The following is an 18,539-nucleotide window of genomic DNA, read 5'->3' on the forward strand; positions in this document are numbered from 1 at the left end:
ATTTACAAGTTTGCCTATTCCCTGTTCCCTCCTAATTCACTTAGTTGCAGCAACTACAAACCAAGTACCAAAACTCTTGGATTTATCGCCTTGAGCTTTCCATGCACCATTAGGAACAAATTTCTCAAATGTCTTATCTGCTGAAAAACCCGCCTCAGTGGCTATGGTGACCAAATCCAAATCGCGTACAGCACTCCAGAAGGGTTCGTTGTTGTTAGCAGTTTCCCAATCAAAAACAAATTGCATGTAGGCATCCATGTGACGATACAAGGGTGCTTCTACATGGAGCATCATTCCACCAGGAGCCAGTAGACGATAACATTCTTGCATCACCTTACGCACGGCTGGCGGGGGAATTTCATGTAGCAAAATGTGAGAAACCACTAAGTCAAAGGATTCATCTGCAAAGTTGGTGTGTTCGGCATTTTGTTGAGAAAAGTGTACGCGTTTGCCCAAAGATTCGGCTCTTGCATGACCATAACGCAGCATAGAAGCGCCGATGTCTATGGCGTGGACTTCTGCATCTGGGTAAGCATCTACATAGGGCAATGTGCTGTGACCTACAGAACATCCCATATCGAGAATTTTTCTCGGTCGAAAGTCGGGAAACTCTGGTAAGAGATAGTTTTGGACTAGAGATAGCCCCATATCATCGTTGAGTGGCCCCAACCAACCTACACCATAAACATAGGCACCGCGATCGTAAACTGCACCGGCGGTGACATCATCAGCAATAAATTCGCTGTGATATCCCCCAGGCATACAATGAATATCCACAGCCTTTTGATAAGTTGGTGTTGAAAAATTTGGGTCGATAGTTAAAGTACCTAGTTCGCCACCTTTGTCTTTAGCACGTTCAATCAACTCTGGCAGTTGCCTATCAACGCTGGTATTTACAGCATCCCATAACATTTCTTGGCTGATTCGTTTCAGGACACCAGTCCAACGATAGTAGGGTTCGTCCTCCATTGCTTGCCGAATTTCATAACGGTTTTGGGGAGGACGCTGGTGTTCTCGCTCAAACTTTGGCTTGGCTACTTTTTCATAGATTACTTTATTGCCAGGAGAGAGATTGCGAAAAATGTGTAATTTTAAACTTTGGACAAACTCTTGGCGTGCCAACTCATCTTGAGTGGTTTTCGGTAGCATAGGGTGTTGGAGTTGTCGATCCATTGTTAATTTCTCCCCTAGATTTAACGTATATTTACTTATGCTGGATTTAAAAATTTGGCTACTGTTTGCACATCTTTATCACCGCGTCCAGAGCAGTTGATGATAATTCGAGGACTGTCGGTGAGTTGGGGACACAGAGTTTCCAAGTAGGCGATCGCATGGGCTGTTTCCAATGCGGGAATAATTCCTTCTAATTGCGATAATCTCTGGAAGGCTGCCAAAGCTTCTGCATCCGTGACGCTATAGTATTCCGCCCGACCAATATCTTTTAAATAGCTATGTTCTGGCCCCACACCGGGATAATCTAACCCCGCACTAATTGAGTGTGCCTCAATAATTTGTCCGTCCTCGTCTTGCAGCAAATAGCTCATGGCTCCGTGTAATACACCAACTCGCCCTTTTGTCAAGGTAGCTGCGTGTTTTTCGGTGTTGACGCCTTCTCCAGCTGCCTCAACTCCAATTAAGCGTATATTAGGTTCATTGAGAAACTCATAAAATAGTCCCATAGCATTGGAACCGCCACCCACACAGGCCATGAGGATATCAGGCAATCCACCCCATTTTTGGACTGCTTGGGCGCGGGTTTCTTCACCGATGACTGCATGGAAGTCACGCACCATCATTGGGTAAGGATGAGGCCCTGCCACTGAACCCAAGATGTAATGAGTAGTTTCCACATTCGTCACCCAATCCCGAATTGCTTCGGAAGTGGCATCCTTGAGGGTTCCGGTTCCTGCTTCCACCGGACGCACTTGTGCGCCCATCAAGCGCATTCTAAAGACATTCAGCGCTTGGCGTTCCATATCATGAACGCCCATATAAATTACGCATTCGAGTCCAAAACGAGCGCAAACCGTAGCTGTGGCTACTCCGTGTTGTCCAGCACCAGTTTCGGCAATAATTCGCTTTTTGCCCATACGCTTTGCTAACAATACCTGACCAAGGGCATTGTTAATTTTGTGAGCGCCAGTATGATTTAAATCTTCACGTTTTAAGTAAATTTGTGGCCCGGTGCCATCGGGACGGGCATAATGAGCGCTCAGGCGTTCGGCGAAATACAATGGTGTGGCACGTCCTACATAGTCCCTTAACAACTGCTGTAGTTCTGCTTGAAACCCAGGATCGTTGCGGTACTGCTGATAAGCTGTTTCTAACTCAGTAAGAGCAGGCATTAGCGTCTCAGGTACATACTTACCGCCAAAGCGTCCAAAGCGGCCTAGCGCATCGGGAACTTGAGTAGTTGAATTTGTAGACAGGGGAGTAGTAGTCACAGGCTAATTTTGATGAGGGAAATAACTTAATTATTATAAGAAAGTCTAGGCCTATATGTGGATTGTAGGAGTGTGACAAAATTTAACTGTGGTCAAAGCCCTGTAAATCACTTTAGAACTTCAAACCAAATCTCCAGATCTGACTTACGGCGAGTTTTATCAATGCGGCAAGAAAGACATTCTCACAATTATCAAAGGTAAATTTATGTCGTTAGTGAGGATTAATCTCTCAGAAGAAATATTTAGCGATCGCCCCAGGAATCTATAAAAATTAAAGCACCTAGACTGTAGAGGTAGTTAAACCGTGAGGAATTGCCTGCTATAATTAATTTTTATTTACTTTGAGATAAATTTTCCATTGCTTTGAAATTTTTATTAAGAAAAATTTTATGTCTTCTTCCAATTCCAAATCTTCTGATAAAAACTTTGTCTACCGCGAATTTGGTAACGATAACTCCGCCGCCATAGAAAGACCAATTCCAGAATTGCCTCCACAACAACAAAATTTGAGAGTACAAGCGACCCGCGCCGGACGCAAAGGTAAAACCGTCACTGTGATTACCGGTTTTCACACCAAACCAGAAACCTTGGCAGATTTACTCAAACAGTTGAAAACTCAGTGTGGCACAGGCGGAACAATTAAAGATAACGAAATTGAAATTCAAGGCGACCACAAACAGAAAATTGTCGAGATTTTGACCAAGCTAGGCTACAAAGCCAAAATCAGCGGCGGCTAATGTCTAAATCAGTGCGGTTTACCGAATATCAACCCCAATTTAAATTCACAAGACCGATGTTATCTTTGAGGAGTGTTGTAAATATAAACATGCTTGAAGGGTGATGTAATAACTTGCCTAGCAAGCTGTTTGTCATGAAATTAATAGGAGGTTTAAATGGATTTAGTTCGGATTCTGTGTGCAATTTTCCTACCGCCTTTGGGAGTTTTTTTGCAAGTAGGTTTTGGTATAGACTTTTGGATTAATATAGTTTTAACGCTGTTTGGTTACATTCCTGGGATTATTCACGCAGTGTGGATTATTGCGAAGAAATAATGATTTTAAGGGTTAGTTGAGTGTACCAATTTCGGCGTTAAAGATGCTGAAGAAAGTTTGTGTAGAGGTGATTGATGAATTGCCTCTACAGAATTCAGAATTCAGAATTCAGAATTCAGAATTAATAAAATTTAGATATAGAAACTTGATAAATTAACAAACTGGTCTTAGTGAATTCAGTAGAACGACTGGAAAAAACTAAACTATGTTAAGTAATGCAAAAAGTTTTGTATTTAGTTCGTAGTAAGCTACAAACCTTTAATTATTTACACCGCTCTACTTAGTTGTGAGAATTTAACTTATAATTGTGGCGATCGCTTTTCATTAAAAAAGTACTTGTTAAGAAAAATATTAGCGGATGCTCTCAATCTTCAAGCGTAATTATCGGATCTCTGATTGAGAGAATACGCTGCCAATGTTGATGGATCAGGTAATTATAGTTACTCCTCCGGTATCCAAATCGTAACGACCGCCGACAATTTTTAATTTACCGGATTCTAAACGCTCAGTTAAGAGTTGCGATCGCTTCAGTCTGGCAATTTGATATTGCACGTTGGCAACCACAGCATTTTCCACCGCATCCCCTGGCTGAAGTTTGGCATTTTTCACCACTGGCTTAATTGCTTCAACAAAGCTACCAATATCGCCGAGTAAGGCTTCATTTTTCACAGCTGCGGTAACGGCTCCACATCGCTCATGACCAAGCACCATCAGCAGTGGCGTACCTAATAAAGCAACGGCATATTCGATACTACCCAGAGATTCTGGCGTGACAATATTTCCGGCGAGGCGGACATCAAAGATGTCTCCAATACCCTGGTCAAAAATAATTTCTGCGGGTACTCGCGAATCCGCGCAACTCAGGACAGTTGCAAATGGATGTTGTGCTTGAGCAACTTCCTGCAATCGAACCGCAGTTTGATCGGGATATTGGGGTTTATGCTCAACAAATCGCTGATTTCCGTCTATTAACTTTTGCAATGCGGCGTCGGGACTTGGAGTTTGAGGAGGCAATTGTGCGGCTTTTACTTGTTCAACTCGCCAGAGGAAATCACTGGCAGTTAGCATCATTCCGAATGCTCCTGTGACCCCTAACTTTAAAAAGTCACGACGTTCCATGAAATGCTTCATTGGATTTATATTTATTTTATAAAGATGCAACACATTTCATCGAGCGAATTTCCATTACGTCCGAAACGTAACAAGTGCCTCCAAACTTGTTGAGCAGTGGTCTGATGTTTTCAACAACAGGTTTGAGTTGTTCTGGCATACAAAACGCGATGATGTAGACATTATCAAGCATGGTCATATCTAAATCTTCCGCTGTTCCTCGTAATCCTTTACCAGCAACATTTCGGATGACAGCGTGACCGTGTACACCAGACTTGTCTAGGGTATCTAATATTTTGCCAAGCTCAAAAGAGTTGGCGATAATCTCTATCTTTTTCACTAGGTGCATGTTGTTACCTCCAAAACAGGTTAATTCCGTAGAGATATAACGGAATTCCCACAATAATATTGAACGGGAATGTCACTGCTAGAGCTGTAGAAACGTAAAGACTAGGGTTTGCTTCTGGAACAGTCATCCGCATGGCAGCCGGCACAGCAATGTAAGAGGCACTAGCACACAACACTGCGAATAAAAGGGAATCACCCTGAGGCATACCGATAAATTTGGCGATCGCCAACCCAATAACCGCATTAACTATCGGAATTAGTATTGCAAATAAAATCAGAAAAACTCCGGTTTTTTGCAAGTCTTTAATTCTCTTGGCAGCAACTAGTCCCATATCCAAGAGAAAGAAGCTGAGAACACCATAAAATATCCCCTGAGTAAAAGGTTCTAAAGTTTTCCCGCCACGTTCTCCTGTTAAGAAGCCTATTATCAGGCTACCAACTAAAAGAAAGACTGAACTGTTAAGAAATGCTTCTTGCAGAACTTCTCCCCAGGCAAATTCTCGCTTTTCATCCACGGAGAACAGATTCACCAGAATTAGACCAACAATGATGGCTGGAGATTCCATCAAGGCCAGAGCTGCTACCATGTAGCCATCAAAAGTAATACCAAGCTCGTTAAGAAAGGCACTAGCGGTGATGAAGGTGACAGCACTGATAGAACCATAAGTTGCAGCGATCGCCGCAGCATCGTAAATATCTAACTTGAGCTTGAGGATAAAAAACGTATAAATCGGAACTACACAAGCCATCAACATGGCTGCTATCAGTGTCAGAATTACTTCCTGAGTGATTCCGCTTTTGATCAGTTCTACCCCTCCTTTAAAACCAATCGCCAATAGCAGATAAAGCGAAAGCAGTTTCGGCACTGGTGGAGGAATTTCTAGATCTGACTTGACAAAAACCGCAGTCATACCTAGAAAGAAAAACAGCACTGGGGGATTGAGGATGTTGGATACTATCAAGCTGACATCCATTTCCACCCCTCCTGATGCTTGTAATGTTGGGAATTAGAGAAATTTTTCATTTCAAAAAATTTAATGGCTCGATCATGATGTATCGTGTCTTGTTACCCCATGTCAATTAGACGATGAAAAAGTTGACCTACTAGAGATGGAGTTTTTGGGTATGGGGTAATGAGGAGTAATTGATTCAACAATTCACAAATTTTGACTTCTTTTTTAAGAAAATGTAATTAAAAACTGAAATACTCTTGCATAATTCCCCCATCTACCTCTGATAAATGGAAAACAGTAAATTTTACAAGTCTGTTTTTGATAACGGTAATTACCAACAGCTAACTTTTTTCCCATATCAGCGAAAAATATACTACCACTGGGTTTTTATCCCATAAATTTATAATTCTATATCTCTCTTACAAATATTGAGAGAGGTCAAGTTTAAGGATAGCCTTGTAGGGAATTATTTCGAGGTTAGGTCTGTATTGGACTAACTGCAAAGCTCTATGAAAACCTAACTTTAATATGGGGTCATTTCCAACTATGAAAATTTGAGGATTAGTTTTATGACACAGCCAAGTTTGCCCCAAGATGATAGCCCTGAGCAACAGTTACAGCGAAAGCAAGAGATTGCACGTCAACGGGAAGATTATCAATATAGCGAAACAGCGGGAATACTTTTGATTAAAGAATTGCCACAGTCAGAAATGTTTTCATTTAAATATTTACTGGAGCGAGATAAAAGTTTAATATCATTAATCGCCAATACTTTGGCAACTAATATTGATAATGTTTTCGATCCCTTCGATAGTTTAGAAGACTATCAACAGATGTTTCCACTGCTGCCCAAACCTTCGACATTGCAAACATTCCGCAACGATGGTGTTTTTGCTCGTCAGCGCATTGCTGGTGCTAACCCGATGGTAATTGAACGGGTAGTGGGAAAATTACCCGATAACTTCGCAGTTACAGATGCCATCTTTCAAAAAATTATGCTAACTCAAAAGACGTTAGCACAGGCGATCGCAGAGGGCAGAATTTTCATCACCAATTATCAGGGGCTTGATGGACTCACTCCAGGAACCTACGAACAAGGAACAAAAACCATTGCTGCTCCCTTGGTGTTGTACTGCTGGAAACCCGTAGGTTATGGAGATTATCGCGGAAGTTTGACTCCAATTGCCATTCAACTCAATCAGCAACCCCATCCAGAAAACAATCCAATTTATACACCAATGGATGGAATGCATTGGTTTATGGCAAAAATCTATGCTCAGATGGCTGATGGCAACTATCATGAAGCTATCAGCCATCTGGGACGAACTCATTTGGTATTAGAGCCATTTGTCTTAGCAACTGCCAATGAACTAGCACCTAATCATCCTCTTTCAGTGTTGCTAAAACCCCATTTTCAATTCACCCTAGCAATCAATGAACTGGCACGGGAACAATTGATCAGCCCAGGTGGCTACGCAGATACCTTGCTAGCTGGAACCCTGGAAGCCTCCATCAGCGTTATTAAAGCAGCTATTAAAGAATATCTGGAAAACTTCAGTGACTTTGCCTTGCCCAAGGAATTAACTAGGCGAGGAGTGGGGGAAACCGATGTGGATGGACAGGGAGAAAACTTTTTGCCGGACTACCCCTATCGGGATGATGGTTTGCTATTGTGGAAAGCAATTGAGGCTTACGTTAGCAATTATTTAGATCTCTATTACACATCTCCAGTCCAGATTATTAAGGATACAGAACTACAGAATTGGGTGCAAAAGTTAATATCTCCAGAGGGGGGTGGTGTCAAAGGATTAGTGCCCAATGGTCAATTGCAAACTGTGGAACAGTTAGTGGCCATCGCCACCCAACTAATTTTTATCAGTGGGCCTCAGCATGGTGCGGTGAACTATCCCCAATACGACTACCTTGCCTTCGTACCCAATATGCCGTTAGCTACTTATGCACCACCTCCCAGCCGCGATCGAGAAATTAATGAAGCCACAATCCTGAAGATTCTCCCCCCACAAAAGCTGGCAGCAAAGCAATTAGAGTTGATGAGAACTCTCACTGTTTTCCAACCAAATCGCTTGGGCTATCCAGACAAGAACTTTGTCGATGTCCGCGCTCAGAATGTTTTGCGGCAATTCCAGGCAAAATTACAAGAAGTTGAGCAAGTGATTAATCAGCGAAATCAGACCCGCCTTGAACCTTATACCTTTCTTTTACCCTCGAATGTACCTAATAGCTTAAATATTTAGCTTTAACCACTAAAAGTCCCACACTGTACTGTCAGTTCAGTATGGGTAGTTCGCTCTTTCTTGTTCGTACCAGTGAAGATTTTCAGGTAGCAGTTCTCGACTGAATACAATACAGACCATTTGTAGAGGCACGGGACAGCCGTGCCCTAATAAACTAATGGACGCTAAAAAAGCATAACTACACTAGCGTGGTTGTTGACTGTTAACCCTTAACTGTCAACAGTCAACAGTCAACAATCTAATCGAGTCAATGTGCAACTTAAATGCAGAATAGTTAATCTGAATTCTTCTTTTGAAAGTCGAATTGACAAAGTCACAAAAAAAGGAATAGACAATATGTCTACAAATTCATCTTCTCTATCAAGCAGATTTTTAGAAAAAATTTTTCCAATTTTCTTTAGTTCCAAAGTACGCCAACTGGATAATATACCTGGGCCAAAACCAATTTTTCCAGTAGGGAATATTTTGGATTTTTTTGGCAATGATATTCATAAATTGCTTTATAATTACGCCTTAGAATACGGTGATTTAATGTGTTTCTGGTTAGGGGGAAGACCTAACTTACTAATCAACGATCCAGCCCTGATTGAGCAGGTATTAGTAACTCATCGGGATGATTTTTATAAAAATTCACCTCAAAAAGTTGCAAAGCCAATAATGGGAGGTAGTCTCATCCTTAGCAATGGAAAAGACTGGGAATTTAAACGTAAAAATCATCCTTTTTCAGCAGCAGGAATCGAAACTTACTTTCAGAAAATAATTCCTGTGGTTAGGAAGACTACCAGAGAACATCTAGAAACATTGGCAAAATCTTATGCAGATAAAAGTGTCGATTTATTCGATGAATTAACCCAGTTATTATTTCGGATATTCGGTTTAACAATTCTCGGAGCAGAAATGGATGCCGATTTATTCTCTTATTATATGAATTTGCTCAATGAAATCAACAGTCGTTTACAGCAACCTTTTCCTTTATCTTTGAGTCCAAAATTTTGGTCTGATCGCCGGAAATGGTTTGATTTTATAGACAATCGAATTCGCGATCGCCAAAGTCACAGCGATGAAGAAGCTATAGATTTATTAGCTTATATCACAAGCAGAAATACCAGCGAATTATCAATGGAGCAACTGCGAGATGAATTGTCTACTAGTTTCACAGCCGGAACGCGTAATGTTGCCATTGTTGTGGCATCTGTATTGTATTTATGTTCTCGTTATCCACAAACAAAGCAAAAGCTTCAGTCGGAAATTAAAGAGTTTGTAGCAAAGCATGGAAATAATTTTGAATTAGCAGATATTAACAAATTAAGCTATCTGGATAAGGTGATTAAAGAATCATTAAGACTTTATCCAGCAGTACCACTTTTTATTCGTGAAGTACTTCCAGGCAAATCTGTAGTCTTAGGCGGACATTCTCTACCGGAAAAAACACAAATCTTTTGCTGTAGTTGGGCTTTTCACCGCAATCCCAATCACTGGGAAAATCCCGATCTGTTCGATCCAGAACGTTTTACCACAGAGCCTTTGCCATTTCATTATTTTCCATTTGGAGGTGGCCCGCGAGCTTGCGTAGGGATGTATTATACTCTTACGTGTACGAAAATTCTATTAATTACAATCCTTGCAGAATACTTTGTAGATGTAGATCCTTCATGTAACTTCGAGACGAAAGCTTTTGCCGCAACTATTGTGCCACGAGATGGGCTACCAGCTAAAATTAAGCGGGCATTGTGAATTTAAACTACTGGCTAAAAAATGATACCAATTTCCCAAAAGAATGTGATAGATACACACTCCGCAACTTTTATTCTGTCAGCTTTCTGAATGTGTGAATTTTGAATTTTGAATTGGTATTAGGTATTTTTTTGCAAACAAGAATTGGAAAATGGTAAACAAAAAATGACCAATGATATTAATCACATTCCTGGGCCTGCTCCTCAATTCTTAATTGGTAATGCTTTAGATTTTGTGGGTACGCCCTCTCATATCAGATTGTATGAATATGCCTTGGCTTATGGCGATATTATGCGCTTTTGGTTATTTAATCAAGCCAGTATTTTGATTAATGATCCAGCTTTAATTGAGCAAGTCTTAGTGAGCGATCGCGATTCCTATTATAAAAATTCTCCCCGAAAAGCAGCAGAACCAGTGATGGGGGACAGTCTTTTCTTAAGCAATGGTCGAGATTGGGAATTTAAACGCCACAATCACCCCTTTTCTGCAACCCACATCAATAACTATTTTGAGCAAATTTTGCCGATTATTCGAGAAACAACCGACAGTTATCTAGAAAACTTACAGCCTAGTTCCACACCTAAATCTGTAGAGTTCTTTGGCGAACTGGTGAAATTGTCTTTTCGCATCTTCGGGCTGACAATCCTGGGTTCAGCAATGAATAGCGACTATTTCGAGGCCTTTAATACGTTGATGCAAGAAATGAACAATCGGGGAGGACAGCAATTTTTACCCTATCCCCTATCGCTAAATCCCAAATTTTGGTTGCAGCGCCAGCAATGGAATAACTTTATTGAAAAGCAAATTTCTCAAAGTCAACAGCATTCCTCTCCAAGAGGAATCGATTTGTTGTCTTTTGTGATTCAGGACACAGCCCTATCAACAACACAATTGCGAGACGAGTTGTCTACAACCTTTACCGCAGGTACAAGAAATGTGGCGGAAGCAGTAGCAGCAGTCTTGTTTTTATGTGCTAAAAACCCAGCAGCAATGCAAAAACTAGAATCAGAAATCACTGCTTTTCTGGAAGAACACAACAACGAATTTCAGCAAGCTGATGTCAATTTACTCAAATATCTTGATTTGGTAGTTAAGGAAGCCTTGAGGTTATATCCTGCTGTACCTTTATTTATTCGGGAAGTTCTTCCAGGACGAACAGTAAACTTAGGAAGCTACAGAATTCCAGAAAGAACCCAAGTTTTTATAAGTAGTTGGTCATTCCACCGTAATCCTAAACATTGGCAAAACCCTGATGACTTTGTCCCAGAACGTTTTACTAATGTACCTCCTTCTTTCCACTATTTCCCCTTTGGTGCTGGCCCTCGACAGTGCATTGGTATGGCATTTACCTTACTCTGTACCAAGGTGATGTTAATTAATATAGTGTCGCAATACTCGCTGGAACTTGAGCCTGGTACTAACTTCGATACAACATATTTTTCTGGTACGATTATGCCTGACAAGGGTTTTTGGATTAAGCTGACTAAAAAGTAAACTACTCAAACCTACCCACAAAATCAAGTGTAGACTTTTAGTCCCTACTCGCTACCTTGATTAATCATTTTTCAGTTGACACACCACTAATAGATGAAAAGTTCGTAGTAAGCACTTTAGTGCTGAAAAATCAAGGACTAAAGTCCTTACTACGAACATTTTTTCCTACAAAATTAATGGGACAGAGGACTAATTTATAGGACTCATATTTGATTTTTGAAAAAAAACTAGGTACATTTCTACTCTCTTTTCCCTGTTCTCTTCCTATGGTGCTTGCACTGCGCCTCCGCGCAGCACACAAGTATGTTCAGTTATCAAATCCGATTCCTATACATATTCCATTCCAAAAGCAAGGGACAGTTACGCAATTGCCATTCCAAGGTTGAAACATTCAAATCTTTGATTAATCCAGTACTGATATTTAGTACCCAGCCATGAACCATAGGCGCTTTTGAGGTATAAAGTACCTGACGCATGATTGAAGTTTGGTAGAGATTCTTTACTTGCGCTGCAACGTTCATTTCCGCTAAATAGTTCAGGCGTTCTTCTCTGGTTGGTAAGGCGTCAATTTCTGCTTTTTTTTGTAAATACAATTCGCGAATCGGATTTACCCAGTTATCAATAATTCCGATGGTTTTCCATTCTAAAGCCGCTTTAATTCCTCCGCAATCATAATGGCCGCAAACGATAATGTGTTTCACTTCCAGATGTAGAATTGCGTATTCTAAAACGGCTAAAAAATTCATGTCTGTGAGAGAAACCTGATTCGCAATATTACGATGTACAAATAATTCTCCTGGCTCTGTACGGGTAAAATTTGTTAACGGTAAACGACTATCAGAACAACCAATATACAGAAATGGTGGTGTTTGTCCGCTAGATAATTCTTCAAAGTAATTCGGGTTGAGAGCCAGTTTTTCAGCAACCCACGCCTGATTATTTTTGAAGAGTTGATTAATGCTGTTATATTTCATTCTTTCATGAAATCTGAGAGAAAATTTTGCAGAACACTTCAGAATTCAGGACGCAGAGTTTAGACTTAATTCTCTAGAATACACAATTTCATTTTGACTGATGGCTGATTTTTTTATTTGGTTTTTTAGAAAAATTTTAGCTGTCCATCACTAGACTTATTGCATAAGTCGGGAAAAGGGTAAGGGGAAAGGGGGAAAGGTTTTGTGTTTTCCCTTTCCCCAATCAAGATGTACCCCTTTTTTCATCTCTTGCAAAAAGCACTTTTGCAAGAGGTTTACTCTCTCCTCAACTATGCTGCAAATACTATAGGACTCATATTTGATTTGGTGAAAAAACTCAGTACACCCCTAAATTCCTTTTTTCCTGTTAAGAGTTCCCTGTTCCCTGTTCCCTCCCAACACAAATATGTTCATTAATCAAATCAGATTCTTATATGCAGTCAATAAGATACCCGACTTTTTATATCAGCCGGGTATCTTAATTTGATAATTTTCAGAAACAAAATATGATTGCTATAGGATGTCTAGATATTTTGCAGGGCAGAGACCGTTTAGTGGTAAGCTAACCTAACAACTAACAAAAATTTGAACTTAAAACATTTAATACTTATTGCAAAAATGATTGCAACTGATGGATTCACTAAACCGAGATGCACCAAGAATTGGCAATCAAAAATACACAATTCAAAACGGTATCAGTTTCAATCAGGGGCAATAACTTTGTTACCGTTATGATGGTTGATTGACCAACGGTGATCGACACCGAGAGAGGAAAACTGGCAATTTTCTTCTAGTCGTTTTTGTTGCACAGCAGCTTTCCGCAGTGTAATAATTAGCTGATTAACTTGATAGCGTAAATCTGGATTATCATTTACAGCTAACATTGTTTGTCTTTCTAAAAGTTGAAGTATAAGTTCGTAGTGGATAGGCGAAGGTAGGGGAATTTGCTCCATGTAGTTAGAGTTTCATTTCAAATTTGGGATTTTTTATGAGTCAGAGTTTGTCTTTGAAGCTCAGATAACTAGAAACTGAACATCAAACTTTTCTCTTATTAAGAAATTGTTACACAATAATTAACTAATTGTTTAGGTTTTTGATTTGCTTAGCGATAAAGATTTAGCAAAGATATTGCTCTTATTAGGCAGCAAAATGCTGTATATCTACCTATAGTATGCCCAATTATCAAACTATTATGTACAGTTGCCCTGCAAGGAGCAGGGTGTTTGTTCTTACAAATTCCTGGGTAATAAAGGAGCGATCGCACCGCCGGGATCTGGTTGTTTCACCAAAGATTCTCCAATGAGTACAGCGGATGCACCTGCCTTAACTACTAAACTCAAGTCATCTGGTTTGTGCAGTCCTGACTCGCTGACAACTAGGATGTTTTTTTGTTGCAATTGACTACCTCTTGCAGCCAAAAGTTGGCAAGTAGTTTCAAGGTCAACAGAAAAATCTTCTAAATTGCGATTATTAATTCCTACTAAGGAGACTCCATCTAAAGCTAACACACGGTCAAGTTCATCCAAACTATGAACTTCAATCAAGGCTGCCATTTTCAGATTGTTGGCAATTTTGAGGAAGTATTGTAAATATTGATCGCTAAGGATAGCCGCAATCAACAAAATGGCATCTGCACCTTGAATTCGTGCCCAGTACATCTGGTACGGATAGATGATAAAATCTTTGCACAGTAGGGGCAAATCCACCGCAGCACGAACCTTGGCTAAATTGTCAAAGCCGCCCTGAAAAAATTTAGCATCTGTTAATACAGAAAGACAGCTAGCACCACCTTGTTCGTAGGATTTGGCGATGGCTACTGGATCGAAATCTGCTCGTAAAACCCCTTTACTAGGAGAAGCTTTTTTCACTTCCGCAATTACAGCTGGCTTTGTTTTTCCTTGACGCAAAGCTGCTACAAAATCACGGGTTGGTGCTGCGGAAAGTACTTGATGTTGCAATTCCCGTAAAGGTAACCTTTCCCGCATTTGGTCAACTTCTTGTTCTTTATGCCAAACAATTTCTTCCAAAATATTGTTTGGCTCTGAATTAGGCACAGCAGCTTGATAACGTAACGTAGATACTGCAATAGCTGGATTAGGTGAACGGCGACGGATTTGCATAAATTAGGGGAATGGGCATTGGGCATTGGGCATTGGGCATTGGAAATCGGGACTAGGGACTGGGGAAGGTGAGGAGTATGGGGAGTGTGGGGAGTGTGGGGAGAGGGAGGGGAAAGATTTGTTCCCCATCCTCCCACACTTCTCAATGCCCCATGCCCCTTGCCCCATGCCCCAATCCCTATATAGCGATCGCTCGTTTATAAGCTTCGTCGAGGACTTCTGAAAGTGTTGGATGGGCGTGGACTAGATGCGCCAAGCTTTGTACAGTTTGACGGTTAGCGATGGCGGCTGATGCTTCGTGAATTAAGTCTGAAGCGTGGAGTCCGAAAATATGGACACCCAGGACTTCGCCTGTGTCTTTGCGATAAATCACTTTGGCAATACCGTCGGCTTCATTTTCTGCCAAGGCTTTGGAATTTCCTTTGTAGTAACTTCTACTGGTGGCGATTTCAAAACCTTCGGTTTGTCCTAATTCCTTAGCTGCTGTTTCTGTTAAGCCCACATAGCTAACTTCTGGGTGGGTAAACGCCGCTGCGGGGATGCTGCGATAGTCTACTTTCTTCTCCCTACCAACTATGTTTTCCACCGCGACGATGCCTTGAGCAGAAGCCGCATGTGCTAACATCATTTTGCCATTGGCGTCACCAATTGCCCACAGATGCGGCACTACTTCGCCGGCTGACAATACTGCCATGCGATCGTCAACTGGGATAAAGTTTCGGCGATCGAGTTCCACACCTACAGACTCTAAACCGAGATTTTGCGTTGCTGGGATGCGTCCTGTAGCTACTAAGCAAGCATCTACTTCGATGACATCCACATCTTCTTTGGTTTTGAAATCTGCTAACTCAATCACCACAGGCGAACCAGGGATGACTTTTTTGGCGTATATCCCCACTTTGGTTTCAATGTCGCGGGGAGTAATCAACACCCGTTCGGCAAGTTTGGCAATGTCGCGGTCAAATCCTGGCATTAATTGGTCTAGGGCTTCAATCAAGGTGATTTCACAACCCAAGGCCGAGTAAATATCAGAAAATTCCAAGCCGATGTAACCACTGCCAATAATCGCTACCCAATTTGGGAGTGACTCTAACTTCACACCTTGGTCGCTGGTAAACACAGTTTTGCCGTCTACTTCAATTCCTGGAGGAACAAAAGGAATTGAACCAGGGGAAAGGATAATATCTTTGGCTGTGATGGTTTTTTCACCGCCGTCTGCGGTGATGGAGATTTTTTGTGTTCCGGCAATTTTTCCCCAGCCTTTGATAATATCGACTCCCAGACGTTTGAGACTGTTTGTTAAGTCGCCTTGAATCTTCGAGACGAGATTGTTAGCATGATTGGCGATCGCTTGGCGATCGAATTCCACGCTACCGACTTGAATTCCCAACGACTTGAGGTGGTGGGCATTCCGTAACTCCCGCACACGTCCAGATGCTGCTAGCAGTGCTTTAGAAGGAATACAACCGCGATTAACACAGGTTCCTCCCATATCACCAGCTTCAATAATCGCTGTTTTTAAACCACAACTTACGGCGTGTAGGGCTGCGCCATGTCCGCCCACACCAGCGCCGATAATGACTAAATCGTAATCAAATTCTTGACTCACGTTAGTTTCCCCGTGTGCTTCGCCTATTTATTCTCAACTTGACTGACAATCAAAGCAACCCCTTTAATAGTTATGAGTTATTCGTTGTTAGTTTCGTCGCTGGGTTTAAGCCCCTACTACTATATAGTTACCAGTTATTAGCGATCGTTGAACACTGGAAACTGGTAACCAATCTCAATCCCCCACCGTATGCCTGATAACTGTTAAGAATTTCAGCAGCAAAGCAAGGAAAGCTTAGCCTTTGGTCACCATTCAGGAGCCAGAATACTTAAAGAATCAGGAAAAAACTCGATCGTAAAATGTACTGCTCATGCTGAATTCCTTCTATATTATGACTTCTGACTTCTGGGTGCTGAATTCTTACGATAACTATTCGCGGAATTTAACGTTTGGGTGTTGCTAATTGACTTAAATTATGATTCACGCCCGAATGGCTAAAAGATGGATGTTTTCAGTAATTATAATCAAATCTACATACTTAATTTTTTTATACTTTCAAGGAAAGTGGGGCATGGGGCATAGGGGATGGGGCATGGGGAAGATGAGGGAGATGGGGAGACTTGTACTGAGCGGAGTCGAAGTATGGGGAGATGGGGAGATGGGGAGATGGGGAGACGAGTTTTTCCCCTCTGCTCCATGCCCAATGCCCAATGCCCAATGCCCAATGCCCAATGACCAATGCCCAATGCCCAATGCCCAATGCCCAATGCCCTATTTTTCAAGTCACAAGTCTATTGATTTTGATTCCTGAATTCTGAATTCTGAATTCTGAATTCTTCTTTTTAATTTTCAGTTTGATACTGTTCCTCAAGCAAGAGCGCTGCTTGTCGCTTAGCATGAATATTTTTCATGTGCTTTTTCACTGTATTGATAGTGATGAAAAGCTGATTGGCAATTTCTTTGTAGCTGTGGTTGTTTCTGTAGAGGAACCAAATTTCTGCTTCTCGATGCGTCAGATCGAATTTTTTAACTTCGCTGAGGGCTACGTCTTTGAGAGATTCATATTTATTTTGGATGGTTACCAATAAACAAGGTATATCAAATCCATCCATATTCAGTAGTCTAACTCGAATTCTAAAAATATTTGATTTATCCAGTACAATCTCATGTGAAAAAGTGACCATTGTATCGGGAAGTAAAGACTGGTTTTTCAGTAATGATTCACAAAGATTCCAGATAGCAGGCGGTAAAAAATTTTCAGTACAATTTTCTTGATGGAATTGAGAAAAAATTCGATGAGCCGATGCGTTAGCATGAAGCACTTTTCCAGCTTTATTTAAAATTAAAATTCCATCCTCTAAGCTTTCGATTACTTCTTCCAAAAAATCAGCTCGTTGTGAGTCACGGTTGATATTTTCTCGCAGTTGTGTTTCAATTAATGTCTTTGTTAAAGTCATCATATTAGGTATTTGAATATACAAAATGTTAGAAGACTACGGAATTCGTGGAGTTGGGATATACACCATGAGTTTTTTTGATGGTTGAGGTGAATAAATTGGTTGAACATTACAGTTCAATTACCTTAACGAATCAAATTTAAGTTTTATTTTTGACAAAAAAGTTTAAAAATACTTAAATTCAACAGATTGTGTAGTTTTTGGGAATTAATCTAGGCATCATTTATATACAATTCGGAAATTGTCTATTTCGGAAATTGTCTGTAATACATTTGCGATCGCCACCCAAGTTTTGATGTCTGTTTACTCGTTGTTTCTCCTACTCTTAACGCTCAACAACGCTTTGCTACGCACAGATTTTCTTCTATCATAAGGGGAGTAATTGGACTAGTTTGGAGGATGCTGGCAGGATAGACAAGGCAGTCAAATCATCTGCAAGACCCTTGTATTAAATTAACGATCGCCCAAACATACAACTGTTATTTGAGTTGAAATAAAAATATACATAGGTATATATTTACGCAGAAAGTTTATATTTTTAGTAAAAAATACTACTTTTAATTTGTGAAAGATATCAGTGTTGACGGTTGACGGTTGACGGTTGACTGTTGACGCTTAACAGTCCATAAACCTCACATTTAATTAGGACTTACGCAACGCCGATATTGTCATTGCGACCGAAACGGAGTGTAGGGAAGCAATCCCAGCGTCAGGGGGGATTATTTCGCTATCGCTCGTAATGACGGAATTACGTTATTTTTGCATAAGTCCTGTTAATATTTCAGAAATTATTTCGGATTGCTATAGGACTCATATTTGATTCGGTGAAAAAACTCAGTACACCCCTAAATTCCTTTTTTCCTGTTAAGAGTTCCCTGTTAAGAGTTCCCTTCCTATCGCGCTTGCGCTGCGCGAACGCGCACCACACAAATATGTTCATTAATCAAATCGGATTCCTATATGTAAACAATATCTTTGTGAGATATATAGTTTAGGCGGCGATGAAAAATTTTTATTAAAATGCAGATGTTTACTAGGCGGCGTGCTGT

17 protein-coding genes are annotated in these 18,539 nt (G+C 40.8%); 7 read left to right on the plus strand and 10 right to left on the minus strand.

Annotated features, from left to right (window positions below; all coding sequences use genetic code 11):
- Positions 1–36: 36 nt before the first annotated feature.
- Positions 37–1,173 carry a class I SAM-dependent methyltransferase gene (locus VF06_RS05635; protein WP_099065787.1) on the minus strand — a complete coding sequence of 379 codons (1,137 nt, stop codon included), beginning with the start codon at positions 1,171–1,173 and terminating at the stop codon, positions 37–39.
- Between the two features lie 35 nt (positions 1,174–1,208).
- Positions 1,209–2,444, minus strand: a complete 1,236-nt coding sequence (gene trpB, locus VF06_RS05640; protein ID WP_099065788.1) for a tryptophan synthase subunit beta — start codon at positions 2,442–2,444, stop codon at positions 1,209–1,211.
- Positions 2,445–2,833: 389 nt separating this feature from the next.
- Here trpB and VF06_RS05645 point away from each other — a divergent pair, with 389 nt between their 5' ends.
- Both VF06_RS05645 and VF06_RS05650 read left to right on the plus strand, forming a co-directional pair.
- On the plus strand, positions 2,834–3,181 hold the full coding sequence (locus VF06_RS05645) for a translation initiation factor (protein ID WP_099065789.1): 348 nt from the start codon (positions 2,834–2,836) through the stop codon (positions 3,179–3,181).
- Positions 3,182–3,337: 156 nt separating this feature from the next.
- On the plus strand, positions 3,338–3,496 hold the full coding sequence (locus tag VF06_RS05650; RefSeq protein ID WP_099065790.1) for a YqaE/Pmp3 family membrane protein: 159 nt from the start codon (positions 3,338–3,340) through the stop codon (positions 3,494–3,496).
- Between the two features lie 426 nt (positions 3,497–3,922).
- Here the strand turns inward: VF06_RS05650 and VF06_RS05655 are convergent, their stop codons facing one another.
- From VF06_RS05655 to VF06_RS05665, 3 genes are read right to left on the minus strand one after another with little or no spacing between them, the layout of a single operon-like run.
- Positions 3,923–4,615: a carbonic anhydrase gene (locus tag VF06_RS05655; protein ID WP_099065791.1), complete on the minus strand. Its 693-nt coding sequence runs from the start codon at positions 4,613–4,615 to the stop codon at positions 3,923–3,925.
- Positions 4,616–4,643: 28 nt separating this feature from the next.
- Entirely contained in the window at positions 4,644–4,955 is a 312-nt protein-coding gene (locus VF06_RS05660) for a P-II family nitrogen regulator (RefSeq protein ID WP_099065792.1), read from the minus strand.
- A gap of 4 nt (positions 4,956–4,959) precedes the next feature.
- On the minus strand, positions 4,960–5,928 hold the full coding sequence (locus tag VF06_RS05665) for a sodium-dependent bicarbonate transport family permease (protein ID WP_099065793.1): 969 nt from the start codon (positions 5,926–5,928) through the stop codon (positions 4,960–4,962).
- Between the two features lie 548 nt (positions 5,929–6,476).
- Between VF06_RS05665 and VF06_RS05670 the strand changes: the two genes are divergently transcribed.
- The 3 genes from VF06_RS05670 (at position 6,477) to VF06_RS05680 (ending at position 11,390) form a co-directional block, all read left to right on the plus strand.
- Complete coding sequence (locus VF06_RS05670; RefSeq protein ID WP_099065794.1) at positions 6,477–8,162, plus strand: lipoxygenase family protein; 1,686 nt, start codon at positions 6,477–6,479, stop codon at positions 8,160–8,162.
- A gap of 336 nt (positions 8,163–8,498) precedes the next feature.
- Positions 8,499–9,896, plus strand: a complete 1,398-nt coding sequence (locus VF06_RS05675) for a cytochrome P450 (RefSeq protein ID WP_099065795.1) — start codon at positions 8,499–8,501, stop codon at positions 9,894–9,896.
- Between the two features lie 165 nt (positions 9,897–10,061).
- Entirely contained in the window at positions 10,062–11,390 is a 1,329-nt protein-coding gene (locus VF06_RS05680) for a cytochrome P450 (protein WP_099065796.1), read from the plus strand.
- Positions 11,391–11,704: 314 nt separating this feature from the next.
- On the opposite strand, the gene VF06_RS05685 is transcribed toward VF06_RS05680, so the two are convergent.
- The 3 genes from VF06_RS05685 to trpC all read right to left on the minus strand — a co-directional run bounded on the left by VF06_RS05685 (position 11,705) and on the right by trpC (position 14,484).
- The gene (locus VF06_RS05685; RefSeq protein WP_099065797.1) at positions 11,705–12,364 is read right to left on the minus strand and encodes a carbonic anhydrase; all 660 of its coding nucleotides are present in this window, start codon (positions 12,362–12,364) and stop codon (positions 11,705–11,707) included.
- Positions 12,365–13,065: 701 nt separating this feature from the next.
- The gene (locus VF06_RS05690; protein WP_099065798.1) at positions 13,066–13,317 is read right to left on the minus strand and encodes a DUF5340 domain-containing protein; all 252 of its coding nucleotides are present in this window, start codon (positions 13,315–13,317) and stop codon (positions 13,066–13,068) included.
- A gap of 276 nt (positions 13,318–13,593) precedes the next feature.
- Positions 13,594–14,484: an indole-3-glycerol phosphate synthase TrpC gene (gene trpC / locus VF06_RS05695; RefSeq protein ID WP_099065799.1), complete on the minus strand. Its 891-nt coding sequence runs from the start codon at positions 14,482–14,484 to the stop codon at positions 13,594–13,596.
- A gap of 77 nt (positions 14,485–14,561) precedes the next feature.
- Between trpC and VF06_RS42400 the strand changes: the two genes are divergently transcribed.
- Positions 14,562–14,687: a hypothetical protein gene (locus VF06_RS42400; protein ID WP_257207465.1), complete on the plus strand. Its 126-nt coding sequence runs from the start codon at positions 14,562–14,564 to the stop codon at positions 14,685–14,687.
- Here the strand turns inward: VF06_RS42400 and lpdA are convergent.
- Positions 14,663–16,093 carry a dihydrolipoyl dehydrogenase gene (lpdA, locus tag VF06_RS05700; RefSeq protein ID WP_099065800.1) on the minus strand — a complete coding sequence of 477 codons (1,431 nt, stop codon included), beginning with the start codon at positions 16,091–16,093 and terminating at the stop codon, positions 14,663–14,665. The two genes, VF06_RS42400 and lpdA, sit on opposite strands and share 25 nt — an antisense overlap.
- 598 nt (positions 16,094–16,691) lie before the next feature.
- On the opposite strand from lpdA, the gene VF06_RS40350 reads away from it, so the two are divergent.
- Positions 16,692–16,844: a histidine kinase gene (locus tag VF06_RS40350; protein ID WP_143864447.1), complete on the plus strand. Its 153-nt coding sequence runs from the start codon at positions 16,692–16,694 to the stop codon at positions 16,842–16,844.
- Between the two features lie 31 nt (positions 16,845–16,875).
- On the opposite strand, the gene VF06_RS05710 is transcribed toward VF06_RS40350, so the two are convergent.
- Entirely contained in the window at positions 16,876–17,493 is a 618-nt protein-coding gene (locus VF06_RS05710; RefSeq protein ID WP_099065802.1) for a LuxR C-terminal-related transcriptional regulator, read from the minus strand.
- Positions 17,494–18,539 lie beyond the last annotated feature (1,046 nt).

The organism is Nostoc linckia z4, assembly GCF_002608075.1.
Lineage (GTDB): Bacteria > Cyanobacteriota > Cyanobacteriia > Cyanobacteriales > Nostocaceae > Nostoc > Nostoc linckia.